This window comes from Rhizobium sp. PAMB 3174, assembly GCF_052908375.1.
The window spans coordinates 399405-424002 of record NZ_CM128608.1 but is presented as its reverse complement, the minus strand read 5'-3'; the positions used below and the strand labels follow the sequence as shown (position 1 = coordinate 424002).

The window sequence follows — 24598 nt, the reverse complement described above, 5'->3', positions numbered from 1 at the left end:
CCGGAACGAACGCGAAGACCCGGACAGCCTGCCTGCCCGGGTCGTTCGGATTGCCCCGTTCGGCGTTGCCGGTGCCGAACGCCCATGGACCAACCGAGGACAGGAGACCATACGGATGCCCCCTCCACAGGAGACACGTGTCGTTCGATACTCTGAAGCCGCAATGCCATCCCGATACGGCCTCTTCAGAGCGGTTGCCTATCGTGATGTTTTCTCAGGCATTGAACATCTCGCAATGGTCTGCGGACAGCCCGAGCGGCAGGAGTCACCAATCGTCCGCGTGCACTCCGAATGCCTGACAGGAGAGGCCTTGGGATCCCTTCGATGCGACTGTGGCGAACAACTGGACGGTGCTCTGAGGATCATCGGAGAAGCCGGATCTGGATGTATGGTCTATCTGCGTGGCCACGAAGGAAGAGGTATCGGGCTGGCAAACAAAATCGCCGCATATGCCCTGCAGGACTCAGGCCTCGATACATTGGATGCCAACGAGCAACTCGGCTTTGCGGCCGATGCTCGCGAATTTGAAGCGGCTGCGGCCATCCTTCGTGATCTCGGACTGACGAAAGTTGAGCTTCTGACGAACAATCCCGCGAAGGTTTCGAAGCTGGTGGCGGCCGGAATCGTGGTTTCCCGCCGGCGAGGACTGATTGGCGCGATCAACGCGTCGAACTCGGTCTATCTCGCCGCCAAGAGAGACCGTTTCGGCCATTTTCTTGAGGCTCTGGGCTGAACGCCTCCGAAATGACGTTTGCAAATTCCTGTTCGTCTTGAGGACCACGCATGCGCGCGGCCCACACATACAGCGACACACGTTTCCACGTCGTTTCGAATGCCGGTGGCTCCGATCTTGGCCTCGAAATTTCCGCTGCCGGTAACCTCGGGAAGGCCAATCCACACCAAGCGGGTATCGTCTCCTCCAAGACGGCACCTGGAAATCCCCTTCTGCCGGTCATTCCCGAGAAACCGCCCGCCAGAAGCCGATTTTTTGCACGCTCAGAACAGACAGTGTTCTCTTTAAGGCAAGACGATTGCCGCAGTGCAGCATAACTTTTGGGTTCTAGGCCAACGATAACCAAAGGGAACAGCAAGATGCGCAAACGTATGATTTTCAACTGCTTCACCATGAACGTGCCCTCACATATCTATCACGGCACATGGCGGCATCCGAGGAACCAGCTCGCGAAATTCAATGACTTTGACACGTGGGCAAATCTTGTCAAAAAACTCGAAGAGGGAAAGTTCGATGCGATCTTTTTCGCCGACATCCTTGGTATCGATCCGGCCTATGATGGCAAGTGGGACGCCTATTTCGAACAGGGGCTCCACATGCCCTGCAACGACACCTTCACGCTTTGCGCCGCCCTCGCTGGAGTAACAAAGAACCTCGGCCTGGTGTTCACGAGCTCGATCCTATCCGAACACCCCTTCGCCTTCGCGAAGAAGGCCTCCACGCTCGACCACATCAGCCACGGACGAATTGGCTGGAACATCGTGACAAGCGTGACCGATAATGCAGCTCGCAATTTCGGACATGACAAGATCGTTCCACACGACCAGCGCTACGACTGGGCGGATGAATATATGGACGTCGTCTACAAGCTCTTCGAAGGATCATGGGAAGCCGGCGCGATGGTCGCCGACCGTGAGAGAGGCGTGTTCAGTGAGCACACGAAGGTGCATCATATCAATCACGTCGGCGAGCGATACAAGGTCCAGGGACCGCATCTGGTGGCTCCATCGCCCCAACGCACGCCCATGCTTTACCAAGCCGGCGCCTCCAAACGCGGCAGCCAATTTGCTGCGCAGCACGCTGAGGGCACCTTCATTCTCTATCCCAATGTGAACGGCGCTCGTATTGGCATCGCCGGCACAAAAAAGGTTGCCGAACAGGTTGGACGGGGACCCGAGGACCTGAAATTCATCCAGGGCTTGTCATTCGTGGTCGGCAGCACCATGGAAGAGGCTGCCCGGAAAGCTGCGGAAATCGACGAGTGGGTCCTTTACGAAGGGCTCGCCGCCCATGTGAGCCGCGATATGGGCGTCGATCTGTCTAATCTTGATCCCGACAAGCCAGTTGACGAGTCCGGTCTCGATGGCCTTCAGGGCTATGCGCGTATGATAGAAATGGGAAAGTCGAACGGCGAGAAGGCGACGGTGAAGGAAGTCGCCAACGCGCTCTCCTATAACTGCCGCATCGTGGGCACGCCGGAAACCATTGCTGATGAGCTCGAGCGATGGCAGGACGCGGGCGTGGATGGCATCAACATGATCTGCCAGCTTCATCCCGAGACCTATCTCGATTTCATCGACCATGTGACTCCGGTGCTTCAGGCGCGCGGTTTGGCTCAACGGGACTATGCCGAAGGCCCGCTTCGCCAGAAGATGTTTGGACGGGGCCCGCTGCTTCCCGACAATCATCCGGGTGCCGCATACCGAAACGCGTTCTCCAATGCTGCACCGGTTGCCGCCGAATAACCATCCCTACGATCAGGATCCGGCTTGCCGGATCCTTCCTTCAATCCAAATGGGCAACTAATATGTTGATTGACATGAAAATTGGTGCCGCAAACGCGGACCGTTTCAAGGACGCGATGGCGATGATGGCAGCAGCCGTCAAAGTCGTCACAACCGACGGCAAGGCCGGGCGTGGTGGTCTCACGGTGACCGCGGCCTGCTCCGTATGCCAAGAACCGCCCCGACTTCTCGTTTGTGTTAATACGACGGCCTCCGCGCACCCGATCGTTCTGGAAAACGGCCGACTTAGTTTGAACATTCTGTCCGAGGGTCAGGAGGCCGTGGCCGCCGCCTTCGGTGGCCAGGTCTCGCCGGAGAAGCGGTTCGAGATAGGTCAGTGGACCGTCGACGAACTGGGCCAGCCGGTCCTGGAAGGGGCGTGCGCACGCTTCAGCTGCTCCGTTCATGAAACAATACGATCAGGAACTCACACAATTTTCGTTTGCGACGTCCACATCGCCAGCGGTGAAAGAGGGAGTATGCCACTGATTTATTTCAACCGAAGCATCATCACGCTGCCTCAGGTTGCATAGCCAGGAGAACGAAAATGGAGACCATAAATACCAGTACATATCGCATAGCGTTCATCAAAGCTTCGTGGCATGCCGAAACAGTTGAGCAGGCTCTCCTGGGATTCAAATCTAAAATGACCAGTCACACTATCGACTTTGTGGACGTACCAGGCGCATTTGAGTTGCCGCTGGCCGCGAGAAAGATGGCGAAGACAGGCCGATACGATGCGATTGTATGTGCAGCCCTTGTGGTCGATGGAGGAATTTATCGACACGAATTCGTTGCGGCTACGGTCGTCGAAGGCCTGATGAAGGTTGGCCTTGAGATGGATGTCCCTGTCCTCTCTGTCTCGTTGACACCTCACCATTTCCATGACGCGGGTCCTCACCGGGAGTTCTTCCTCGATCACTTTGTGAAAAAGGGGGAGGAGGCGGCCTCTGCTGTCCTAGGCGTTCTTAAAGCCCATGCCAGGATCGAGGCTCTTGCAGCCGACACCGGCACGACCGAATGTGGCCCGAACGGCTCTGATCCCGAAAACCGGATCGCTTCTGAGTGGAGTCTTCCGCGTTAGTGCTCTGGGACCAAACCTTGGACCGCCGGAAGCTGGAGTTTTCCGGCTCTGATCACGATGGCTGGCTGGTTGCGCCACCAAGATTATGCAGGGCGATCGGGACGTTATAACCGATCTCCGAGTGAGGACGTTCCTCGTTGTAGTATCGACGCCAAATCTCCAACTTTTCGCGGGAAACCGCAAGTGTCAGGAACCAGTGGGTGTTCAGGCATTCTGGCCAGCTTTCCGCGATCCTGACGTTTGCCTCAGGCAAGAAGAGACCTGGCTTCTCCACGAGAGGGCAATCCTGGAAGAACTTATGGGCCAGGCTGGGGCAACTGAAGGCCAGCAACGCAAAAAGCCCCTTGATGGGGCTTTGTTGGTATCGAAGGGATCGGTGGTTGCGGGGGCCTGATCACACCGAGACTTAAATATTTCAGGTTTTGAAGGGATCAGAACGTTCGGCGACGTTGAATAGCCCCGAGTTTCGTAGACACCCTCAGGTTAGATTTTCTGCTGCTTCTCGAACTCGACGGGCGACGGCATCCCAAAGCGCATCGACGGTCCGCTCGGCTTTTGCGCGCAAGACCGCCTTCAGTGAAGTTGCCCGGTGCCACGGTTGGAACGAGAAACGGCGCAAGATAGGCCAGAAACGCGATCCCATTCATTGCGCGTCGAGGGCCATGGGTGCGGTCATGTTAGAAAGTCTGAGTGCTCCGGTGAATGTCGCTTTCCAGTCTCCGTGGGGGATCTGGGAACGGCACCGCTCTCCGCAAATAGCCTGACCTCGAAGCCGAGACGTGCCGGATCGAGATCGAGCTGCCCGTCGAACCAGTCCCGGCCGCGCTTCAGAAGGTCGGAGCGTTCCTGCTCCAATGCAGGTGCGGTCCCCTCTTGAATGTCCAGACGCGCTTTCGCAGCCAGACATCAATACCGCAGCAGCCAAGGGAGACACCCATTCTTCGGCCAGTCGCAGGACCATCTCGTCGAGCGTGATGTTTTTTGCCTCTTCGATCATGCCGACAGCGCGCCGACATGCCATCGCGTGAAGCAGTCAAGACGCGGCTCCGAAGATCATCGCTGAAAGCTCGGGTCATATTCCATCCGACCAAACCATCATTCGGAGCAAGGGAATCCGAATTCCGGTAGCGAAGGAATCCTCAAGCCGATTCTGCGTTCAATGGATGTGCTCTAAACTGCATGCAACAACCACAGCGTCACTTGAGGAAACAGAACGAGGATCAGGATGCGAACGCAATCCGCCAGGAAGTACGGCGTAATTCCCCGATAGATCGTGAAGAGAGGAATGTCCGATCGCATGGAGCTCAAGAGCATAACATTGATGCCGATGGGCGGTGTCAGCATGCCGACACCGACAAGAGCGACGTTCAATATGCCCCACCACACCGGATCGTAGCCCATCGCAACGATAATCGGCAAAACGAACGGCAGCGTCACAACGATGGCGGCCACCTCGTCAAAGATGGATCCAAGGAAGAGATAGACCACCACCAGCATGAAGATAACTCCAAGCGGGGGCAGGTTCAGATTGTTGATACCGACCACAATGTCGGTCGTCACACCCGATATGCTGATGAAGTAGGAGAATATCATTGCCCCAAACACCATGATGTAGATCATCACGGTGGACACACTGGCATCCGACAGCACGACCAGAAACGTCTTGCGGTTGAGACGGCCGCGAAAGATCGCAAACAGGAATGCCAGAACCACGCCGATTGCGGCTGCTTCGTTGACCGTGAAGATCCCCGAGTAAATGCCACCCAGCACGATAATCGCCAGTGTTATGGCGCCCCACGACTTGCCTATGGCTCTGACCCGATCCTTGTAGGGGAGACGCTCTGTTCCAGGCATGGCAGCCGGGTTGCGCTTGGCGACAAACCAGATTGCAATCATATAGAGCGTCACGGAAAGAATGGCCGGGATGACGGCTGCCGTGAAGAGCGAAAGAACGGACTGTTCCGTCAGCACGGCGTACAGGATCATGATGCTCGAAGGCGGCACGATGATCCCGAGGGTTCCCTTCTCAATTACCAGCCATTTGTCTCAAGGGCACTGATGGCGGACACACTTTACATAAGAGATATATCAATATATTTCTCACAAAAGCTGACTTGGACCTTGGAATATGTGCCGTAGAGAGGACGTCGAACGACCATGAATAACTCCATTTCCTTCGGAACCTATCGGGGTGCGGATGTCTATGAGGTGAAATTGCGCAGTGATGCCGGCGCTGAGTTGAAAGTTGTAACTTTCGGAGCGGTCATCAGGGACCTGAGGATTCCGACGCCGGACGGCCCCCGACCAGTGATTCTTGGCTTCAATACGCTCGAAGCCTATATCGAAAACAAACACTGGCACCTTGGGGCGGTTCCAGGACGGGTGGCCAACCGGATTGCCGGGGGGCGCTTCTCGCTTGACGGGCAATCCTATTCATTGCCACGTAATCAGGAGGGTCAGCACACGCTCCACAGTGGCGATGATGGCCTGGGCGCAAGTAATTGGACTGTTGTGGATATTGATGATCGCTCGGTGACGATGGCAATTATCTCTGGCCACGGCGAGCATGGCTTTCCAGGTCGGCTGACGACTAACGTCACATATCGCCTTCTTGAGCCGGCGACACTGCAGATCATCTACTCTGCGACGACGGACAAGGCAACGCCGATCAATCTCACCAATCACGCCTATTTCAATCTCGATGGTGAAGGTGATGTTCTTCTACAGCGGCTCTGGCTCAACGCAGATTTCTACACCCCAACTGATTCGGATCTGATACCGACCGGGGAGATACTCTCCGTCGAGGGAACGCCATGGGACTTTCGCGCAGAACGGCCCTTCTTGTTCCAGACAGATAGCGGGCCGTTTCACTACGATGGCAATGTTGTACTGCGTGGCTCAGGCGGACTTGAGAAGGCAGCTCGCGCCATCGCCTCTCGTGGGGATGTGACAATGGAAGTTTGGACCAACCAGCCCGGTCTTCAGGTATTCGACGCGGCAACATTAAACGTCTCGGCATCCGGGCTGAACGGTGAGCGCCTGTCTCCCCGCTCGGGCTTCTGCCTCGAGCCGCAGGTCTTCCCGGATGCGGTTAACAAATGCCATTTCCCCAACTGCGTGCTTCGCCCGGGTGAAGTCTACGCGCATCACACCGAATACCGCTTTGGCCGATAGGTTGAGGTCGGGTTATTCTCATCTGGTGATTTCCTGCACTCGATTTGGCTTTGCAATAAAGCTCTGAGCGCAAGGTGGGGCGTCCTGATAATGACACCCCTGCCCCTGATCATCTGATGTCCGCAATCGTGACCCGGGAAGCCAGTGTAACCATTTCCGGATTGAGGTGACTGATAAGATCAACCTCACTGAATAGTCGGTCGACATGATTTCGGAAGGCATCAGCGGCGGCATCTTCATCATTGTTTTTGATAAATTGGTAAATTGCGTGGTGTTCTGCAAGGCTCTGATAGCAATGTTCGGCCTGCGTGAGGGCATATCGTCTCACTCTGTCCAATTGTCCAGTGACGCTGTGAAGCGTTCTCCAGCCATTGGGGAAGCCCGAACATTCACAGATCAACTGATGAAAGCTGTTGTCGAGCCGGAAGAACTCGTCCATGTCTTTCTCATCGGCCGCCACTTTTTGCTGAAATAGAGCAATTTCGAATGGGCCTGCCATCGCGGCTCGAAAGTGGCGAGCGGCCAACTTGACTAAACGTCTCTCGAGAGTATCGCGGGTAATCTGGCCGTCAAGCACTTCGTTTACAATGATATGGTTCACAAACGTGCCGCCACTTGGCCGAACGATGACCAGGCTCTCCGCGGCAAGCCGGATGATCGCCTCACGTAGGGGAGTCCGCGAAATGCCGAGCGCTTCACAAATTTCCTTCTCGATAATAGCCTCACCTGGCAACAATTTCATTGTAATGATCGCGCCGCGCAGCAGTTCGTAGACCTGTACCGTTTTGGGTAGATGATCGTCGATTTGGCCCTTGGAAAAACCTAGCCTGAGAAATTCGCTGTTCATATTGCCGGGGTCTCGCTTAGTCAGGGCGGCGCGCATTCTTCTATTTTCCTTAATCGATAAAACCAAAAGTCGAAAGCCACTCGTCACAAATTGCTCTACCCCCTGCCGGGATGCCTGATGGGCATGTTCCCTAGCCAAAATTGACTGTTGAGCCAGCAGACAAGTGAGCGTTTGTGCGTTGCAAAATCGCTCAAGAGAGAGCGTTGACACTATAGATATACCGATATATTGGTATTCGCAACAAAGAAGTTGCGCCCCCCTCTGCAGAGGGAGCCAAACGCGGGACACGAAAAATACTAACCAAGTCAAGGAGGCTCTTAATGAGCACAAAAATCGTTCTCATCGGCGCTGGCAGTGCCATGTTCGGATTGGGAGCTGTCGGTGACATTCTGCGTTCAAAAACGCTGGAAGGCTGCACGATTGTTCTCAACGACATCAATCGCGAAGCGCTTGCCTTTGTGAAAGGGGTTGCCAGCAAGTACGTTCAGGACAAGGGCCTTCAATACAAGGTCGAGGCAACGACCTCGCTTGACGATGCGCTCAAGGGCGCAGACTTCTGCATGATTTCCATCGAGGTTGGTGATCGCCACACCCTCTGGGAAGAGGACTGGAAGGTCCCGATGCAGTACGGCTTCCGCCAGGTTTATGGCGAGAATGGTGGACCGGGCGGCCTGTTCCATGCGCTGCGCATCATTCCGCCGATCCTGAACATCTGCGAACGCATCTCCACCATCTGCCCCAACGCCTACGTTTTCAACCTCAGCAATCCGATGGTCCGCATCTCACATGCAGTTCACACCAAGTTCCCAGCCCTGAAATATGTCGGCATCTGCCACGAGGTGGCTTCGCTGATCGAGCATCTCCCGCTGATGCTGGATACGCCGGTCGAAAATCTGGACATCAAGGCTGGTGGGTTCAACCATTTCAGCATTCTGGTCGAGGCGACTTACAAGGACAGCGGCAAGGACGCCTATCCCGACATTCGTGCCAAAGCTCCCGCCTATTTTGCCACGGCACCGGCAGTGTTCGGCTATATCGGGGAACGCGGCTTGTTCCAGGAGATTTTGAGAAGGTTCGGCCACCTTCCGATCACCACTGACAGCCATTTTGGCGAGTATATCGCGTGGGCCGCCAGTGCTGTCGATCATCGCGGAATCCTGGAGTTCTATTCGAGCTACAAGGCGGCCATGCGTTCAAACCACGAAGAGGCGCTACGTCGCATCGCCGATGGCACGCCGGAAGAAGAATATTGGCGCGTCGTGCCGATCATTGAAGGCATTCTCAACGATAGTCATCACTACGAACTGGCCGTCAACGTTCCAAACGATGGATTCATCGACTATCTGCCGTCCAACCAGATTGTCGAGGTGCCGGCCATCGTCGACAAGAACGGGATCCACGGGATCAAGTTCGATCAATACCCGAAGGCTTTTGGGGCTTTGCTGATGACACAGGTTGCAGTCAACGACATGACGACAGAGGCCGTACTCAATTCCTCCAAGGAAGCGGCATTGCAAGCGATGCTGGTTGACCCGATCTGCCACGACGCCCGCGCAGCCGAAAATCTGCTCGACACCATGCTTTCCCTTCAGTCGGCCCATCTCGGCTATCTGAAGTGAGGCAAATCTAATCCCTGGCGGGGCCAACGTGCCTATCCGCCAGCGAGAAAAAGGCGACGACGTGAGCCTACCTGACGCGTCGTCGCAACTTGAAGCATCCAAATGCGGCAAAGTTCCGCATTTGGCAAAAAACCAGAGAGGAACTTGTGACCATGTTTAATTCCAAATCAATAACCGGGCTGCTTGCAGCCATTCTAATTGCCGGAACCGCCAACTGCGCACTTGCTGCCGAGAAAGCCGACGTCATCCATTGGTGGACATCGGGAAGTGAGGCCGCGGCCGTCAAGGTGCTCGCCAACGCATTCGACAAAGCTGGTGGCCAGTGGGTTGATAGTGCGGTTGCTGGTGGCAATGGTGACAGCGCCAAATCGATCGGCATCAATCGCATCGTTGGTGGCAACCCACCAGCTGCCATGCAGATCATTCCGGGCAAGGAACTCGATGAGTTTGTTGAAAACGGCTATGTACGGGACATCTCCGCGCTTGCTACTGCTGGAAACTGGAAGGCGGTCATCCCTTCGCTTTTCTGGGATTCGATCACGCGCAACGGCAAGGTTTACGGCGTTCCAATCGATCTACATGGCCAGACCTGGTCATGGTGGTCGATCCCCGCTCTCAAAAAGGCGGGCGCCGAAGTTCCAAAGTCATGGGACGAATTCTTCCCAACCCTCGACAAGCTGAAGGCTGCCGGCATCATCCCGATTGCAGTTTCGCGCGACGCCTGGACGATTGACTCGATGTGGCGCTTCCTGATGATTTCCAAGGGTGGCACTGAACTCTTCAAGAAGGTTTACGTTGACCGCGACGTTGCAGCCATCAAAAGCCCTGCCTTCAGGGATGTGGTCGAGACGCTATTCAAAATGCGTAACTACAGCGACCCCGGCGCAGCGGCGCGCAACTGGAACGATTCCACCGCACTCGTCATCAACAACAAAGCTGGTGTTCAGTTCATGGGTGACTGGGCCAAGGGCGAATTCGTCAACGCGCACAAAACGCCGATGGTCGACTTTGCCTGCACGCCGACAATTGGCGCGAACAAAGGCTATGTGTTCGGCGGCGACATGTTCATCATGACCGCAACCAAGGATCCGGAATTGCTCAAGGCCCAAGACCTCCTGGTCAATACCATGATGAACAAGACGGTTCAGGTTGACTTCAATCTTGTGAAGGGCTCTGTCCCTGTTCGCAACGACGTTGACATGTCCAAAGTCGACCCCTGCGGCCAGATCGGCTTCAAGCTGATGGCTGATCCCGCCAACCAGGTTGGTGATCGAGACTTCTACCTCACCCCCGACGCCATCGGCGCCATTCAGGACGTGCTCGGTGCGGCTTGGGCGAATAGGGGTGAATCGGTCGATGACTTCGTAAACAATTTTGCGGATGCGATTGCTACGAACTGATCGCCGATTGAAAGCTGAGCGGACGGATACGATGTGATCTCGTCCGTTCTGCCCGGGGACAAGCAGGAGAAAGCCGCCATGGCTCGAGTACAGAAGCAAAATTGGGGTGCGATGCTGACGATCATCCCCTTCTGGGTTTTGGTGCTTGGCACCTATGTCGGCACCATCATCTGGACGATCTTCATCTCGCTGACCAGTTCCAAGATGCTGCCGAACACAAATTTCGTCGGCCTTGAGCAATATACGAGGTTGTTTTCCACCCAGCGCTGGAGCATCGCTGTCCACAACATCGTGACCTTCGGTGTTTTGATGATGGTGTTTTGCCTTGTCATTGGCTTTGTTCTGGCAGCCCTACTGGACAGCAAGGTGCGCGGCGAAGCCGCAATCCGCACGATCATTCTTTATCCGCAGGCAATCTCGTTCATCGTAACCGGGCTCGTCTGGCAGTGGATGCTCAACCCCACAGTCGGCATTGAAAAGGCCGTGCGTGATTTCGGTTGGTCCAGCTTCACGTTCGACTGGCTGGTGACACCCGACAGGGCAATCTATGCCTTGGTCGTCGCCGGCGTTTGGCAAGGATGCGGACTTGTTATGGCGCTAATGCTTGCCGGGCTGCGCGGCATTGACCAGGATATCTGGAAAGCGGCGCGCGTGGATGGCATTCCGACCTGGCGTGCCTATATCTCGATTGCCCTACCGATGATGCGCCCTACAATCGTGACCGCCGTGGTGTTGATGTCGCTATCAATCATCAAGGCCTACGATCTTGTTGTTGCGCTGACTGGCGGCGGACCGGGACTGTCGACCGACGTTCCCGCGAAATTCATCATGGATTTCTTCTTTACCCGTTCGAATATCGGCCTGGCGACGGCGGCTTGCACCATCTTGCTTGTCTTCGTCCTCGTGTTCTTCACGCCATGGTTCTACTTCGAGTACATCCGCGAAAAGAAGGAGAGCCGCTAATGATTTCGGCTACTAAAACGAAAAAGCACCCTCGCGGTCCAAAGCCTAACCATCTCACGCCCAGTCGTATCGGCATCTATGCCTTCATGGTCGTCAGCTGTCTGTTCTTCCTGCTGCCACTCTACATCATGGTGGTGACGAGCTTCAAATCGCTGGACGAGATCCGGATGAGCCAGATCTTTGCTCTTCCGCATGACCTTACCATCCAGCCTTGGATATGGCGAGGCCATCGCGAAGGCCTTGCCTCATGCGGATCAAGTCGCCGATCGCTGGCATCTTATGGAAAACTCGAGCCGGGCATTTCTGGACGCTGTCGGTAAGTCGATGCGCCAAATCAGGCAGGCGGTCGGCAGCAGTGTGGTTGATCCGAAGCTTCTAACCTATGCCGAAAGGCTGCAATATGAAGGCTATCTTCGTCGGCAGGAGACGAATGAAGCTATCCTGACACTGGCCAAGAAAGGAATATCAATTCGACAGATTGTCCGGCAAACCGATCGCAGCCGGAAGCTGGTTCGCGATGTTCTCCGTGGTCAACGCCTCGATGTGTTCCGAACAAAACCGAGCTCGTTGGATAGCTGGTTGCCTTGGCTCAACAGCCGGTGGGACGAAGGCGCTCGAAACGAGTTGACACTTTGGCGCGAGATGAAAGCAAAAGGCTTTCCAGGGCAGAGTGGTGTCGTCTCGCAATGGGCACAACGCCGACGTTTGGCTGAGAAGGCCGGTCAGAGCGGGATTGCGCGAACGCCATCCACTCGGGTTATCGCTCGCTTGATGACTGCCGCGCGCGACGACCTGGCAAAATCTGAAGCGATCTTGGTCGCAGCGATCGAAGTAAACGTTCCGGAACTGGTTGCTGCTCGCAAGGCCGTTGGCGACTTTCAAACGATGATCCGTTCAAAGTCGGCAGCCAAACTCGTTGAATGGCTTGAGACAGCAAGGGACAGCCGGGTTGGCTCCTTTGCCGGCGGCGTTGAAAAGGACATCGTCGCAGTCCGAAACGCAATCGTCTCCCCTTGGTCAAACGGGCAAACTGAAGGCCAAATCACGCGTCTGAAACTCATAAAGCGCCAGATGTACGGACGTGCAAAACTCGACCTTCTGCCGGCACGGCTGATTGGAGCGTCATAAGGCTTCTACTTCAGCAAAAGTGCGTCAGAGCCAATTCTCAATGGAAATATAAGGCTACGCCGGTTCAGCTCTCAGTGAAATCAACAAGCAGAGAGGGTGATGAGGCTTCACTGCGTTCGAATGCGCCTGCAACAATGCGCTGAACTTCCGCCTGTCAGGCGCGCGCGGCAAGTGTTTCAAGCGCCCTTTGGCGGTCGAGCATTCCAACCTTTCGACCGGCTTGATCGACGACCGGGAGCGGACCACTTGCTGTAACGAGACTGGGGGCGATTTCGGCGATGGTGGAACCAGCGCTCACTGCAGCTCCGACCTCTCCGCCTTCTACCGGCACCATCAGGGACGACACCTTGACGACACGCGCCGGCGGAATTTTCGCAACAAAGCGCCGAACATAATCGGTGGCAGGATGCGTGACAAGTTGCTCGGGCGTGCCGATCTGAACGATGCGCCCGCCCTCCATTATCGCGATACGATCAGCCAATCGAATGGCTTCGTCCAGATCGTGTGTCACAAAAACGACCGTACGAGTCTGTGTTTGCTGCAGCCGCAGCACTTCCGCCTGAAGGTCCGCACGGATCAAGGGATCAAGTGCAGAAAACGGCTCGTCAAGGAACCAGAATTCGGGATTGGTGGTGAGCGAACGAGCAATCCCTACCCGTTGCTGTTGGCCGCCTGATAATTCGGCGGGAAATCTTGCCTCTCGTCCCTTGAGGCCAACAGTCTCGATCAGTTCCAATGCGCGAGCCTCCGCCTCTGCCCGTGGCGTACCTTGGACTTCCAGAGGAAAGGCGATATTACCGAGGACAGTCCGATTGGGCAGAAGGGCGAAGTGCTGGAACACCATGCCCATCCGCCCGCGTCGGATGTCGACGAGAGCCTTGTCATCAAGCTTGAGAATATCTTCCCCATAATAAAGAACTTCGCCTTCAGTTGGCTCTATGAGCCGGGTGAGGCAACGAAGCAGAGTGGATTTTCCGGAACCGGAAAGTCCCATGATGACAAAGACTTCCCCCTGGCCAATTTGAAAGGTGGCGTCCTGAACCGCACCCACGAGCTTAGCCTCCGCCATCGCCTCGCCGGATCGCGCCGAAGTCGGCAGCTTTCGGAAAGCGTCCGAACTGGTTCCGAACACTTTCCATATTCCTCTCGCCTCAAGCGCTACGGACCTTTCGGTATCAATCGCGCCGGCGGACATTTCCAGGATATCAGCCATGGTGATTCCTTTCGGTTCTGGCAGCACGTGCGGCACTGCATTTCAACAAAGCGTCAGCCACCAGGGCGATGCAGGCCACGCAAAGACCTGCAACTATGCCCGGCCCGGTCAGACCCCGAGCGAGTGACGTATAGACTTCCTGCCCAAGCTCTCTTGTCCCGACGAGAGCAGCGATGACCAACATTGAAAGCGCCATCATGACCGTCTGATTGACGCCAAGGATGAGGGTGGGCAGCGCTGAAGGCAGACGCGCAAAGCGGAACGTTTGCCAGCGCGTGCAACCCGACATGATGGCCGCTTCAATCCGCTCGGATGGCACATGGACCATCCCCGCCATGCCGTAACGTACGGCTGGCGCGATGGAGTAGAACATAATTGCGACGAGCGCAGAAAAGTCCCCATTGCGAAACAGCATGACCGCTGGGAGAAGGTAAACGAGTGTCGGAAGGGTCTGCAGTGTATCGAGAACCAGTTGAACCGAACCGTGCAACTTTGGCCGGCCAGCAGCCCAAATTCCGAAGGGAATACCAACCGCCAGCGCCAACAGAACCGAAAGCGTCGTGAGATAGACAGAGGACATCGCCGCGTTCCAATATCCGGTAATGGCAATGAACAGCATCAATCCAACAACAATCAGGGCAGTTCTCAAGCCACCGAGAACGAAGGCAGCAGTGCCGAGACCAATCAGGATCAGGCTCCAGGGCGTGGCGACCAGCAGGTCGCGGAACGGGTTCATCACGTAAAGCAGCATGAACGTCCGCAATGCATCCAGAGGGGTGAAGAAGTTCTGGTTGATGAAGCTGACCATGCCGTTCCAGAAGGGGGCGGTTGTCAGTGTCAGTGCGTCGGGCCAGACCGCCAATGCCGGCAACGCGACACTCAATGCCGTGGGGGCCAGAAGAAATACCAGGGCGATCATCGTTTCACGACGTCCCCAAAGCCCGAACCGGCCGGTGGATTGGTTGTGGGCGGCCGCCTGCGTCAGACGATCGAGGATCACGGCGAGAGCAACGATTCCCATCCCGGCTTCGAAGCCGGCGCCGAAATCAAGCCTGCGCAGGGCCCGAAGCACATCATAGCCCAATCCACCGGCACCGATCATGGAGGCGATAATCACCATGTTCAACGTCATCATCACCACTTGGTTGAGACCGATGGCAAGCTTGGGAACCGCAACCGGCAATTCGACCTTCCAAAGCGTCTGGGCCCGATTGCAACCGGTCATCCTGGCCAATTCCAGGGTTTCGGGAGGTACCGATCGCAGCGCCAGGGCGGTAGCATGAACCATCGGCGGAAGAGCGTAGATTACGGTTGCGAAAAGGGCTGCACTCGGACCGTACCCGAACAGGAGCAGGGTCGGCAGAAGGTACGAAAAGATTGGCACGGTCTGCATCACATTCATGATCGCGCGCAGAGCGCCTTCAGCACCAGGAGACCGATACGCCCAGATGCCCAAGGCAAGACCAAGGGCCAGCGCCACAACCACGCAAAGCAGTACGGAGGCGAGCGTGATCATCGCTGAGGTCCAGAGGCCGAAAATGACGAGATAGGTGCCGGCTAGGAGCGTCAGAAATGCGAGCTTCTTGCCGGCGATGCGCATGGCAAGCAAGGATGTCGCAAGGACAACCCCAACCCAGCTGAGAGGCGGCAGGACCTGGACCTTGTTGAAGCCGGCCCCTTTCACCCAACCATCGACGAGCAAGACCTTCATCCAGTCGATCGGCAGTTCGGCGATGCCTGCGATTGCACGGGTTATGTCCGCGACCTTGATGCCACCGATACCGGCTTCACGTGCAAACCAGTTCAGTCCGCTGCCAACCCATGAGGATAGAGGCACGACGGCCCAATCGGGAAAATGCGCGAGCGATCCGTAAAAGGAAATCGCAATGGCGACAGCAAGGATGATCAGCATCCCGACCGGACGATAGCCAGGCCGAACCGTTGCACTGCCGTATCTTGTAACCATGTCTGTCATGACGCGCTTCCATCATGCGAGGCCGGGCGAACCCGGCCTCGCTCACACCATCAGTTCGCAGCGCATGCGGCCCAGCCGCGCCAGGTGGCCTCATTCTTCGTGGCCCACTCCATAGCAACATCGTTGACGGAGCGGCCTTTCACATCAATGTCGTAGACGAGCTGCCCAAGCTCCTTGCCGTCGATGGTGAACTTGCGGGTTATATCATAGGCGCACGGCCAGATTTTTTCGCCGTCGGCCCATGCCATCTTCTTGATCCAGCCCTCGGGCTTGCCGCAGTCATAAAGGGCATTCGGGTTCACACCCCATGCCGGATCGTTGTAGCAGGCGGCCTCGTACTTCGGAAACTCGATGAACTTACCATCGAAGACGGTCGGCGCCCAATGCGGCTCGTAAATCCACAACAGGATTGGCGCCTTGCGCTCATAGGCAGACTTGAGTTCCGCAAACATCGCCGCATCCGTCCCGGCGTGGACTACCTCGAAGGGAAGATCCAGTGCTTTGACACGCTCTTCGTCGTGCCCACCCCAGCTTACCGGGCCACTGAGATATCTGCCCTTGGGCGCGGTTTCCGGGGTCGCGAAAGCGTCTGCGCAGTTTTTCAAAGCCTTCCAGCCGGGCAAGCCAGGGCACTTCTCCTCCATATACGAAGGATACCACCAGTCTTCTTTGGCATGAGGACCAAGCTCACCCATATCGAGAACCTTGCCGGTCGCGACAGAGGCATTGAACGGTTCATCCTGGGTGGTCTGCCAGGTTTCAAGCGCAATTGTGAGGTCACCCGATTCAAAGCCCGGATACCGGGCGCTGTCGTCGGCCACCACGGTCTCGACATTATAGCCGTACGTCCCAAGAATGATTTTGAGAATTTCCGTATCGACCACCATGGAAGTCCAGTCCGCGATCATCAGCTTGATGGGCTGACTGGATTCCGGTTCGAAGGCCATTGAAGGCGACGCCATTCCAAGCGTCAGCGCCAGCATGGCGGAAGAGATCAGTCGTTTCATGGCAGTTCCCCTTTTTTTGAAGTTGGTATGCTGATTAACCCTTGGCGTACCAGCCGTTGTCGACGTAGAGCGCCTGACCGTTGACGAAGCTCGCATCGTCAGACGCGAGCCACAGCGCTGCCGCGGCCACTTCCTCCGGCTCACAAAGGCGGCCCTGGACACCTGTGAGGTCTGCCTCGTTCCAGTTCTGTCCCAAGCCGTCCAGCTCATCGATCTCTCGCAAGCCGTGAGCGGTCTTGACGAAGCCGGGGCATACAGCATTGGTGCGAATGCCTCGGTCGCGATATTCGATCGCGATCGAACGTGCGAGCTGCAGAACGGCTCCTTTCGTCATGCAGTAGAGACTTTCCAGCGAGAAACCTTTTTCGCCACCGATGGAAGATGTGATGACAATTGAACCGCCGCCGTTTTCAAGCATGTGAGAGACGACCTCCCGACATACGACGAAAGACGAGCGGACATTGATGTTCATCAGGCGATCGTAATCTTCGTCAGTGCTCTCATGCATCGGCTTGACGATGATCGTTCCGGCGTGACTGAACAGGGTATCGATCACTCCCCATTCCTTCACAACCGCGTCGAGCGAGGCGCGCACAGCGGCAGTATCGGTCACGTCGGTCTTCAGGAACAAGGCGGTGCCGCCGGCGTCCCTGATGTTCATTTCGGCATCGCGTCCCGCCTCAGCCTGAATGTCGAAGATTGCGACCCTTGCGCCCGCAGCGGCAAACATGCGGGCCGCCGCCCGCCCGATCCCGTTTGCGCCGCCGGTGATTACCGCAGTCCGACCGTCCAATTTTCCAGCGACCCCTGCCTTAGCCGACACACTTGACCTGACGTTCATCACTTCCCCGCATTCAATGGATCATTGGTATGATCTTAATACCAATGAATACGGATGCAGTTGTCAAGTCAACATTTTGGGCAATGGCAAAATTTAGGCAGCGCTTTTGGTAATTCGCCTAACGGCATCCCAGAGCAAGGCATGGAGTCCGGCAATAGCCACTTCCGATGCATCGACATCTTCTTCCGTGACAGCCCGAAGCAATTCCTCGAACGACATCAAGGTCATAGTAGAGGCTTCAGCAGCAGCGGACTGCTCGAAGGGCAGAAACAATTCGGCAAGACCATCTTCGATTGCCCGCGACAGCAACGGATTTTGTGCTGCGTCACCGAGCGCCAGAAAAAAGAGTGCTTCGGCTTGCTTGCGCTCGGGCGCCGTCCCCGCTGACTGCCGCATGTCGATCGCCTGGCGCATACGCTTGAGATCACCGGCACGACGCCTGACAGCCGCGAGCTTCGCAGCAGCCGCTTGATTTACGACAAGAAATTCGACGACGCGCATGGTTGCGCCGGGCGCCCTGGCCATGCGGCGACGCGCAAGCTGGCTCAACCGGTCTTCGTCGGTAACGAATGCGCCGCCTTGAGCACCTCGCTTGACCTTAATGTAATGATTTGTCTCCAGTACGCGCAACGCTTCTCTCAGTGTAACGCGACTTATGCCGAACCTGTCGGAAAGTTGGCGCTCGGCCGGCAACCTCTCTGCCGGCAACAGCAAGCCAGAATGAATCTGGCGCTGCAGGAGATCGACGGCAAGCCCATGAGCCGCCTGAGGTTCAACTGGCCTCAATCCCCAAAGCACGATTCATACCGCCGTAAAGGTGTTATCAACGAACAATTCTGCGCCATTCACGAAACTCGATGCATCCGATGCCAAAAACAAAGCAACTTCTGCGACCTCTTCGGGTTCGCAAATACGCCCTTGCATGGCATTTACATCATTTTCCGATGCAAACACACCATAACTACGCAATTGCTCGATCTCGTGTTCTCCATGCTGCGTGCGAACGAAACTCGGGCAGATCAGATTCGCGCGAATCCCCTGATCACGATATTCAACCGCCAGCGCCCGAGCCAGCTGATGCATCGCGGATTTCGACGCACAATAGAGCGCCTCGAGATGCGTTGCCGCGCGCACACCCGTCGTCGACGTGAAGACCAGAACGCCCTTGCCGCGTTCAAGCATCTCAGGCAGCACAAGTCGACACATCAGAAACGCCGATTTGGCATTGTTGTTCATCAGCTCGTCCCATTCCTCGAGCGTACACTCCAGGAAGGGCTTCACGATGATGATGCCGGCGTGATTGAACAGTATGTCGACTTGGCCAAAGGCTTCACGCGCCGCCCGATATGCCGCTTCCGCGCCGTCTGGCATCGATACGTCGGCATGTACGAACGCAACCTCAAGGCCGTCGCCTTTCAGTGATGCGACGAGTGCTTCTGCAGCGTCGGCATCACGGTCAGCTATCATGACGCGCGCGCCTTCTCTGGCGAACAAGGCCGCGCTGGCAGCCCCCGCGCCTTTTGCGCCGCCGGTTATCAAGACAGATTTTTTATCAAGTCGCCTCATGGTCTGAAAGATAGACCAATAGAGGGTGGCGTGCCAGACAAATCTGGCTCGATCGCCTCAGGCAAATACCGAAAAATTTACCTGCTCCCCTTTATCTCCGCGATAATAAGTTAGCTCTGTTCGGGTTTTTGATCCTTCATGGACCGTGTTGCAAACTCATAAGGGGTCAAGCCATCAAGGCTCGTATGCGAACGATTGAGGTTGTATGCCCGGATCGCCTCGATCCTGACTGCGATGAAAGCAGCCTCGATCCTGGAGGAACGGTTCCGCCTTTTGAAGCGCCATGAGTACCTGGAGAAGCTGCATGCGGGCGAGCTTGAAGGGGAGCAGGCACAAAAAAAGCTCCTCGACGCATATGCGGAGGAGCTTTCTGTGAAGCGACTTGAATGGGCAAATATTCAAGTCTCGTTGGTTGCGGGGGGGCCTGATTACACCGAGACCAGAACATTCAGCCAATCTTCTGGGGACTGGCTAACCTGCAATCACCAGACCCAAACGAAAAACCGGGGTTGGTGCTACGACTTTCATTGACAACGGGACACCTTCACGGTGGTCATCGAAGTTGCCATCGTCCTGGCCGAAAGGCAGACAGAGCAGCGATTGCTGCCTCTGTGCCGGCGAAATTACGAGTTCGACAATCGACTCGGTACCATCGCACGCCTCCGCTTGTGTCAGAACGCCAAAGGTCATTTGGAGTTTTGGCCCCGTAAACCGTACTCGCGAACCTTCTCGTCGAAAACGAGAATTGGAAACGTTTGAGGTGCTGCCGTTTTCCAGAGAGTGCGGTTCGAGCTTGGCCGCTCCGCTAAGCGACAGCCTGTCTCCAATGCTGCCGGACCCAATCCTGGAGCCGCATCTGAACCCGCAGCCTTGAAGCTCGCCCCAAGGGTGTTTTTCGAGTGACATTGCAATTCTTGGTACAGGGTCCCATATGCTAGTCAGTGGCAGCCATTGAACGGGCACTGCCATTTTCTGGGCGGCACTCACCCTGGCCCCAATCAAGGAGGACGGTATGTCTTCCGACCTTAATCAGCCAATCAGCAGCTACGACATCAGCATCATCAGGACCGTGCTTCGGCGCTCCGGGTTCCGCCATGAGGAACCATTGTGCGAGCTGGACCGCGGTGCAGCGCGCCATGCTCTGAAACTTTACCAAAGAGGTCACCGGAGCTCCGGCGATCTGATTGGCGCCGTCACCCTGTGGGCCGATGAGGCCGTCAGCGCGCGGCGCAAGGCCGGCGTTCAGGCCACGAGCCTGTGACCCTCGCCTTCCCCAACTCGACCCGGACCTACGACGAGACGCGCGGCCTCATTCGCTTCATCGGGCATGACGGTCTGAACCAGGTGCTGTTTCTCTTGCCTGTCGCCGTGTTTGATCGCCCGGGGGCGCCCGAACGCCCGAAGGAACGCGACTATCTCATGGCATTCGATCGGGCGCGCGAGCGCATCCTGAAGACGGCTCGTGCAGCCTTCCAGTCCCGCCGACGAGACACAATAGAACTCGATCTCAGTGCCTTCGGGTCGTCCCTCCAGTCGCAGACATGATGACGGCGATCAGGCGTTCGGTGAAATTCGAAGAAGGGGCGGTCATGGCTGATCGCCTGCGGACCGGGGTGGCCCTGTGCGATCCACAATCAGGCATCTGGAAGCAGGTTGATCTCGGCGAAGCCGAAGCTCTGTTGCGATGGGAGGATGAAGGCGGCAGCCCACGTCGCGGCGATGCTGCCGCCTGACGTTCGCAAATCGATCGCCACGCATAACTCAGCCTACGACTTTAGACGAGAGTTCGACACCATGTTCTGAAGGGAACGCAGATGACAAAGCCAACCCGTATCGCCTTCATCGGCAATTCTCTTCCTCGCCAATGTGGCATCGCGACGTTCACCGGCGATCTCTCCCACGCCATGGCTGATGCGTCGCAATCCGTCCGCGCGAGCATCGTCGCCGTGACGGATGCCAAGCAATCCTACGCCTATCCGGAAGACGTGATCTTCGAGATACGGGAGGATGAAGTCGAAGATTACGTGACCGCCGCGCGGGTCTTGAACGAAGGGCGGTTCGATGTGGTGTCGCTACAGCACGAATTCGGCATCTTCGGAGGTCCCGATGGCGACTTCATTCTCATGCTTTTGAAGAACCTGCGAGTTCCGGTCGTCACCACCTGCCACACCATCCTTGCCGAGCCGAGCCGAGCCCGTCTCAACTCAACGTGCTGCAGAAGATCGCGGCGCACTCCAGTCGTGTCGTCGTCATGGCAGAGAAGGGCCGTATCCGATATCGGGTCGAGGCCGACGCATTGGCCTCAGAAATCATTGGCCACTACATGACAGGCGTACCTCAAGGTTGCTGGCACGATCGCCTGGATCTGAATGACTGCTCGATCGCTCAGACTATCCCCGCAAGCTCTCTCTATCATCTCTGGACGGCAGTCGCGGATCAGGTCGAAAATGGCGAACGTGCGCGCTCGCAATCAGCAGTGATAGCTTCGTGAGCATGTTGGAGAGCTGGTGCTTCAGAATTGCAGAGAAAGGATGGAGCGGCAGCCAGTCGAGCGCCTATCGAGCGGAATGTCCCCATCCTTCAAAGAAGGCACACCACATCCCCGACCTTCAGCACGCCGGTGGCGCCAGGCGCGCAGTAGACGCCCATGTTGCGCGCGCCAAACTTCATCACATTGCGCAGAATCTCGGGGTCATTTTCCAGCCCCTCCTGTGCGAGGATGGTGAAGCCGCAGCGTTTGGTCGGGGCGATCACCGTTCCATCCACGAATCCAAGGCGGATGGGCCTGTCGATCCAGCCAAGTTCGGCAAAGCCGGTGATGTCGCTCTCTGCGTCCATGAAGATGTTGGGTCGAAAGCGGCGCCGGTCGGGGTTGCCTGCCGGGTGGAGGGATTTCAGGTGTTCGACGGATGCGCTGGTCAGGAGATGCAGCGGCGAAACATCGTAGCGATCGACGGCAAAGGAGGTTGCTTCTCCGGCAGCGGCCGAACGCTCGTAGGGCCTTAACTCGACAGCGAATTCGAAGAACACGGTCAAGGCTGCGGTAAGGTTAGGCGCCTCGATGCCAAGCCATTCGTGACCGGGAACCTGAACCTCGATCCCTCCCGTTTGCGCGGTGCGCGATTTCACGAACACCGCCTTTTGCCAGCGCTTGTCGCGTTCGGGGTGAGCGACGATACCGGTCTCGGCATCGACAAGAGCGTAGCGCCTGTCGCCTTCCATCCCGGCCGGCGATACGGAGACCTGGTCCAGCCGCTCACCAGTCACGGAACTCACCGGATAGCGCCAAAGCTCCTTGATTCTACCCACGCGCCGCATCTAGTGCATCACCCCGATCGCCGACGGCATTGTCCCAAAGACGGGCTTGAAGGTTCTGGTGAAACCAGAGGCGCTTTCGATCATCGGCATCCTGGAGTTGGCCAGCAACGATCTTTCCCTTTCCATGTTGACGCGCGAATTCGCCTGAGCAGGACAGCATCCACGTATCCGTCGCGCGCTATAGGTAACGTCGATGCAATTGAAGGTTTTTCTCATCTACCAATCCTAGTGCGCCGCGACGACCGGTCTGCGATCGCGATCAAGAAGGCTGCGCGTCAAACGGTCGAGCAGAAGCGCGACAGCGACGATGGCGAGGCCGGCGCGCAGGCCAAGCCCCATTTCCATGCGTGTCAGGCCTCGCGTCACCTCGGCACCCAACCCACCTGCGCCGACGAGACCGGCAAGCACGACCATCGCAAGGGACAGCAGGATACACTGGTTGAGGCCAACGAGCAGCGTCTGCTTCGCCAAAGGGATTTCGATCTTCCAGAGGACAGAACGGGCATCCGCGCCGATTGCGCTGCCGAGTTCGCGAAACTCAATCGGAACCTGGTTGAAGGCCAATGTCGTCAGCCGCAGCATCGGAGGGATGCCATAGACGATCGTGGCAATGATGGCCGGCACGCGACCGAGGCTGAAGATCATCACGGCCGGGATCAGGTAGACCCATGGCGGCACGGTCTGCATCACATCGAGGATGGGGCGGATGATCGCTTCGAGCGTCTTGTAACGGGAGCACATGACCCCGAGAGGAAAGGCGATCAGCACGGAAATCAGCACCGCAACCGTCACAAGCGCGATAGTCTGCATCGATGCCGTCCAGAGGCCAACAAGCAGGCAGAAGCCGAGGCAAAGACCTGCGAGGATCGCCGCCCGGAAATTGACGGCGAAATAGGCACCGACAACCACTACCCCGATCAGCAGATAGGAGGGCGGAAAGAGAAGTGCTGCCTCGATCCCGGAGAGTACCGACTCGACGATATAGCCGATGGCCGCAAAAAGCGGGTGGAGATTGGTATTCAACCAGTCTATGGCAGGCGCCAGAAACGCACCCGGCGAAAACTGAAGAAACGAAGCATTCATGACTGCCTCCCCGAGCGGAAACGTGCCGCACTTTGGGTGATCCGGTCGAGCACCATCGTCAGTACGACGATCGCGATCGCGCCATTGATGGATGTGGCGATATCAAGTGTTCGAATGGCGCCGTAGATGGTTTCGCCAAGCCCACCCGAACCAACGATCCCGGCAATGACGACCATGCCGAACGCCATCATCAGGCTCTGGTTGACGCCGGCCATTATACTGGGGAGAGCGAAGGGCAGCCTGATCTTGAAGAACATCTGCATCGGCGTAATGCCGCTCGCCTCGCCGAGTTCGATAAAGGGCTTTGGCGTCATGCGGATGCCGAGCGAGGTCAAACGGATCACCGGCGGCATCGCGACGATGACAGTGGCGATCAGGGCGGTAGCTGGACCGTAGCCGAGCAGCGCGATCGCCGGCAGGAGATAGATATAAGGCGGCAGGGTCTGGATCAGATCGAGGCCCGGCTCCATGAAGCGGTCGAGCGCCGTGAAGAAGCCAGCAGCAATGCCGATCGGGATGCCGATTGCCAGCGCAAGTACCGTTGCCGTCAGCACGAGCGCAAGCGTGCTCATGGTTTCGGTCCACAACCCCATCGAGAAACACAGGGCTAACGCGATGCCGGTTGCAAGGGCAAACCATTTGTTGACGAACTGCCAACCGATCAGGGCAAAGATGATGGCGATCACGTAGAACGGCGGCAGCTGCAGCAGCCAGAGAATGCTGTCGTATAGGCCTTCGAGAACCCAGCGGACATAGTCAAACAGCGTCTCGCCGTTGTCGCTCACCCATTCGAGGGCAGCATCTGTCCATTCGTCGAAGGCGTCTGTGAAGCTCGAAATGTCCATGTCACTCAGCTCCCTCTT

Annotated in this window: 24 protein-coding genes and 3 pseudogenes; 14 read left to right on the top strand and 13 right to left on the bottom strand. The window is 56.8% G+C overall.

Annotation, left to right across the window (positions count from 1 at the left end):
• The first annotated feature begins 115 nt into the window (after positions 1 to 115).
• The 4 genes and pseudogenes from ribA to ACU5AY_RS02055 all read left to right on the top strand — a co-directional run.
• Positions 116 to 733: a GTP cyclohydrolase II gene (ribA, locus tag ACU5AY_RS02070; RefSeq protein WP_446827794.1), complete on the top strand. Its 618-nt coding sequence runs from the start codon at positions 116 to 118 to the stop codon at positions 731 to 733.
• 359 nt (positions 734 to 1092) lie between these two features.
• The gene (locus ACU5AY_RS02065) at positions 1093 to 2478 is read left to right on the top strand and encodes an NtaA/DmoA family FMN-dependent monooxygenase (protein ID WP_446827793.1); all 1386 of its coding nucleotides are present in this window, start codon (positions 1093 to 1095) and stop codon (positions 2476 to 2478) included.
• 62 nt (positions 2479 to 2540) lie between these two features.
• Entirely contained in the window at positions 2541 to 3050 is a 510-nt protein-coding gene (locus tag ACU5AY_RS02060; RefSeq protein WP_446827792.1) for a flavin reductase family protein, read from the top strand.
• A 14-nt stretch (positions 3051 to 3064) separates the two neighbouring features.
• A pseudogene (locus ACU5AY_RS02055) lies at positions 3065 to 3514 on the top strand (6,7-dimethyl-8-ribityllumazine synthase); the annotation flags it as partial.
• A 139-nt stretch (positions 3515 to 3653) separates the two neighbouring features.
• Here ACU5AY_RS02055 and ACU5AY_RS02050 read toward each other — a convergent pair.
• The 3 genes and pseudogenes from ACU5AY_RS02050 to ACU5AY_RS02040 all read right to left on the bottom strand — a co-directional run.
• Positions 3654 to 3815, bottom strand: a pseudogene (locus tag ACU5AY_RS02050) (integrase core domain-containing protein); the annotation flags it as partial.
• Positions 3816 to 4079: 264 nt separating this feature from the next.
• Positions 4080 to 4617: pseudogene (locus ACU5AY_RS02045) on the bottom strand (hypothetical protein).
• Between the two features lie 154 nt (positions 4618 to 4771).
• Complete coding sequence (locus tag ACU5AY_RS02040) at positions 4772 to 5587, bottom strand: TRAP transporter large permease (RefSeq protein WP_446827791.1); 816 nt, start codon at positions 5585 to 5587, stop codon at positions 4772 to 4774.
• A 171-nt stretch (positions 5588 to 5758) separates the two neighbouring features.
• Between ACU5AY_RS02040 and ACU5AY_RS02035 the strand changes: the two genes are divergently transcribed.
• Complete coding sequence (locus ACU5AY_RS02035) at positions 5759 to 6775, top strand: aldose epimerase family protein (protein ID WP_446827790.1); 1017 nt, start codon at positions 5759 to 5761, stop codon at positions 6773 to 6775.
• A gap of 109 nt (positions 6776 to 6884) precedes the next feature.
• Here ACU5AY_RS02035 and ACU5AY_RS02030 read toward each other — a convergent pair whose 3' ends face one another.
• A complete protein-coding gene (locus tag ACU5AY_RS02030; protein ID WP_446827789.1) occupies positions 6885 to 7658 on the bottom strand; it encodes a GntR family transcriptional regulator in 774 nt (257 codons plus the stop codon).
• Positions 7659 to 7942: 284 nt separating this feature from the next.
• Here ACU5AY_RS02030 and ACU5AY_RS02025 point away from each other — a divergent pair, with 284 nt between their 5' ends.
• From ACU5AY_RS02025 to ACU5AY_RS02010, 4 genes are all read left to right on the top strand, one after another.
• A complete protein-coding gene (locus ACU5AY_RS02025; protein WP_446827788.1) occupies positions 7943 to 9241 on the top strand; it encodes a family 4 glycosyl hydrolase in 1299 nt (432 codons plus the stop codon).
• Between the two features lie 152 nt (positions 9242 to 9393).
• Positions 9394 to 10641, top strand: a complete 1248-nt coding sequence (locus tag ACU5AY_RS02020) for an ABC transporter substrate-binding protein (protein ID WP_446827787.1) — start codon at positions 9394 to 9396, stop codon at positions 10639 to 10641.
• A gap of 78 nt (positions 10642 to 10719) precedes the next feature.
• Positions 10720 to 11604: a carbohydrate ABC transporter permease gene (locus tag ACU5AY_RS02015; RefSeq protein WP_446827786.1), complete on the top strand. Its 885-nt coding sequence runs from the start codon at positions 10720 to 10722 to the stop codon at positions 11602 to 11604.
• A gap of 180 nt (positions 11605 to 11784) precedes the next feature.
• Positions 11785 to 12732 carry a transposase gene (locus ACU5AY_RS02010; protein WP_446827785.1) on the top strand — a complete coding sequence of 316 codons (948 nt, stop codon included), beginning with the start codon at positions 11785 to 11787 and terminating at the stop codon, positions 12730 to 12732.
• Between the two features lie 154 nt (positions 12733 to 12886).
• On the opposite strand, the gene ACU5AY_RS02005 is transcribed toward ACU5AY_RS02010, so the two are convergent.
• The 6 genes from ACU5AY_RS02005 to ACU5AY_RS01980 all read right to left on the bottom strand — a co-directional run bounded on the left by ACU5AY_RS02005 (position 12887) and on the right by ACU5AY_RS01980 (position 19334).
• A complete protein-coding gene (locus ACU5AY_RS02005) occupies positions 12887 to 13945 on the bottom strand; it encodes a quaternary amine ABC transporter ATP-binding protein (RefSeq protein ID WP_446827784.1) in 1059 nt (352 codons plus the stop codon).
• Positions 13938 to 15920 carry an ABC transporter permease gene (locus ACU5AY_RS02000; protein ID WP_446827783.1) on the bottom strand — a complete coding sequence of 661 codons (1983 nt, stop codon included), beginning with the start codon at positions 15918 to 15920 and terminating at the stop codon, positions 13938 to 13940. Before ACU5AY_RS02000 ends, ACU5AY_RS02005 begins: the two co-directional genes overlap by 8 nt.
• A gap of 50 nt (positions 15921 to 15970) precedes the next feature.
• Positions 15971 to 16927, bottom strand: coding sequence for an ABC transporter substrate-binding protein (locus ACU5AY_RS01995; RefSeq protein ID WP_446827782.1), 957 nt, complete (start codon positions 16925 to 16927; stop codon positions 15971 to 15973).
• A 34-nt stretch (positions 16928 to 16961) separates the two neighbouring features.
• On the bottom strand, positions 16962 to 17768 hold the full coding sequence (locus ACU5AY_RS01990; RefSeq protein ID WP_446827781.1) for an SDR family NAD(P)-dependent oxidoreductase: 807 nt from the start codon (positions 17766 to 17768) through the stop codon (positions 16962 to 16964).
• A 93-nt stretch (positions 17769 to 17861) separates the two neighbouring features.
• Positions 17862 to 18566, bottom strand: a complete 705-nt coding sequence (locus ACU5AY_RS01985) for a FadR/GntR family transcriptional regulator (RefSeq protein WP_446827780.1) — start codon at positions 18564 to 18566, stop codon at positions 17862 to 17864.
• 3 nt (positions 18567 to 18569) lie between these two features.
• A complete protein-coding gene (locus ACU5AY_RS01980) occupies positions 18570 to 19334 on the bottom strand; it encodes an SDR family NAD(P)-dependent oxidoreductase (RefSeq protein ID WP_446827779.1) in 765 nt (254 codons plus the stop codon).
• A 201-nt stretch (positions 19335 to 19535) separates the two neighbouring features.
• Between ACU5AY_RS01980 and ACU5AY_RS01975 the strand changes: the two genes are divergently transcribed.
• From ACU5AY_RS01975 to ACU5AY_RS01955, 5 genes are all read left to right on the top strand, one after another.
• Positions 19536 to 19865: a hypothetical protein gene (locus ACU5AY_RS01975; RefSeq protein ID WP_446827778.1), complete on the top strand. Its 330-nt coding sequence runs from the start codon at positions 19536 to 19538 to the stop codon at positions 19863 to 19865.
• A 481-nt stretch (positions 19866 to 20346) separates the two neighbouring features.
• A complete protein-coding gene (locus ACU5AY_RS01970; protein ID WP_446827777.1) occupies positions 20347 to 20595 on the top strand; it encodes a hypothetical protein in 249 nt (82 codons plus the stop codon).
• Entirely contained in the window at positions 20592 to 20879 is a 288-nt protein-coding gene (locus tag ACU5AY_RS01965; protein WP_446827776.1) for a DUF1488 family protein, read from the top strand. Before ACU5AY_RS01970 ends, ACU5AY_RS01965 begins: the two co-directional genes overlap by 4 nt.
• A complete protein-coding gene (locus ACU5AY_RS01960) occupies positions 20876 to 21067 on the top strand; it encodes a hypothetical protein (protein WP_446827316.1) in 192 nt (63 codons plus the stop codon). The genes ACU5AY_RS01965 and ACU5AY_RS01960 overlap by 4 nt, the downstream gene beginning before the upstream one ends.
• A gap of 81 nt (positions 21068 to 21148) precedes the next feature.
• Positions 21149 to 21661: a hypothetical protein gene (locus tag ACU5AY_RS01955; RefSeq protein ID WP_446827775.1), complete on the top strand. Its 513-nt coding sequence runs from the start codon at positions 21149 to 21151 to the stop codon at positions 21659 to 21661.
• A 253-nt stretch (positions 21662 to 21914) separates the two neighbouring features.
• Here the strand turns inward: ACU5AY_RS01955 and ACU5AY_RS01950 are convergent, their stop codons facing one another.
• The 3 genes from ACU5AY_RS01950 to ACU5AY_RS01940 form a co-directional block, all read right to left on the bottom strand.
• Positions 21915 to 22643 (bottom strand): MOSC domain-containing protein, encoded by a 729-nt coding sequence (locus ACU5AY_RS01950; RefSeq protein ID WP_446827774.1) that lies wholly within the window; start codon positions 22641 to 22643, stop codon positions 21915 to 21917.
• A 234-nt stretch (positions 22644 to 22877) separates the two neighbouring features.
• Positions 22878 to 23735, bottom strand: coding sequence for an ABC transporter permease (locus ACU5AY_RS01945; protein ID WP_446827773.1), 858 nt, complete (start codon positions 23733 to 23735; stop codon positions 22878 to 22880).
• Positions 23732 to 24580: an ABC transporter permease gene (locus ACU5AY_RS01940; RefSeq protein WP_446827772.1), complete on the bottom strand. Its 849-nt coding sequence runs from the start codon at positions 24578 to 24580 to the stop codon at positions 23732 to 23734. Before ACU5AY_RS01940 ends, ACU5AY_RS01945 begins: the two co-directional genes overlap by 4 nt.
• Positions 24581 to 24598 lie beyond the last annotated feature (18 nt).

Coding starts and splice junctions, on each gene's coding strand:
- ribA (WP_446827794.1), top strand. CDS start 116: ATGCCCCCTCCACAGGAGACACGTGTCGTTCGATACTCTGAAGCCGCA.
- ACU5AY_RS02020 (WP_446827787.1), top strand. CDS start 9,394: ATGTTTAATTCCAAATCAATAACCGGGCTGCTTGCAGCCATTCTAATT.
- ACU5AY_RS02060 (WP_446827792.1), top strand. CDS start 2,541: ATGTTGATTGACATGAAAATTGGTGCCGCAAACGCGGACCGTTTCAAG.
- ACU5AY_RS02000 (WP_446827783.1), bottom strand. CDS start 15,920: ATGACAGACATGGTTACAAGATACGGCAGTGCAACGGTTCGGCCTGGC.
- ACU5AY_RS02065 (WP_446827793.1), top strand. CDS start 1,093: ATGCGCAAACGTATGATTTTCAACTGCTTCACCATGAACGTGCCCTCA.
- ACU5AY_RS01970 (WP_446827777.1), top strand. CDS start 20,347: ATGTCTTCCGACCTTAATCAGCCAATCAGCAGCTACGACATCAGCATC.
- ACU5AY_RS02015 (WP_446827786.1), top strand. CDS start 10,720: ATGGCTCGAGTACAGAAGCAAAATTGGGGTGCGATGCTGACGATCATC.
- ACU5AY_RS02040 (WP_446827791.1), bottom strand. CDS start 5,587: ATGATCCTGTACGCCGTGCTGACGGAACAGTCCGTTCTTTCGCTCTTC.
- ACU5AY_RS01990 (WP_446827781.1), bottom strand. CDS start 17,768: ATGAACGTCAGGTCAAGTGTGTCGGCTAAGGCAGGGGTCGCTGGAAAA.
- ACU5AY_RS02025 (WP_446827788.1), top strand. CDS start 7,943: ATGAGCACAAAAATCGTTCTCATCGGCGCTGGCAGTGCCATGTTCGGA.
- ACU5AY_RS01960 (WP_446827316.1), top strand. CDS start 20,876: ATGATGACGGCGATCAGGCGTTCGGTGAAATTCGAAGAAGGGGCGGTC.
- ACU5AY_RS01940 (WP_446827772.1), bottom strand. CDS start 24,580: ATGGACATTTCGAGCTTCACAGACGCCTTCGACGAATGGACAGATGCT.
- ACU5AY_RS02035 (WP_446827790.1), top strand. CDS start 5,759: ATGAATAACTCCATTTCCTTCGGAACCTATCGGGGTGCGGATGTCTAT.
- ACU5AY_RS02005 (WP_446827784.1), bottom strand. CDS start 13,945: ATGGCTGATATCCTGGAAATGTCCGCCGGCGCGATTGATACCGAAAGG.
- ACU5AY_RS01945 (WP_446827773.1), bottom strand. CDS start 23,735: ATGAATGCTTCGTTTCTTCAGTTTTCGCCGGGTGCGTTTCTGGCGCCT.
- ACU5AY_RS01980 (WP_446827779.1), bottom strand. CDS start 19,334: ATGAGGCGACTTGATAAAAAATCTGTCTTGATAACCGGCGGCGCAAAA.
- ACU5AY_RS02030 (WP_446827789.1), bottom strand. CDS start 7,658: ATGCGCGCCGCCCTGACTAAGCGAGACCCCGGCAATATGAACAGCGAA.
- ACU5AY_RS01955 (WP_446827775.1), top strand. CDS start 21,149: ATGACAAAGCCAACCCGTATCGCCTTCATCGGCAATTCTCTTCCTCGC.
- ACU5AY_RS01995 (WP_446827782.1), bottom strand. CDS start 16,927: ATGAAACGACTGATCTCTTCCGCCATGCTGGCGCTGACGCTTGGAATG.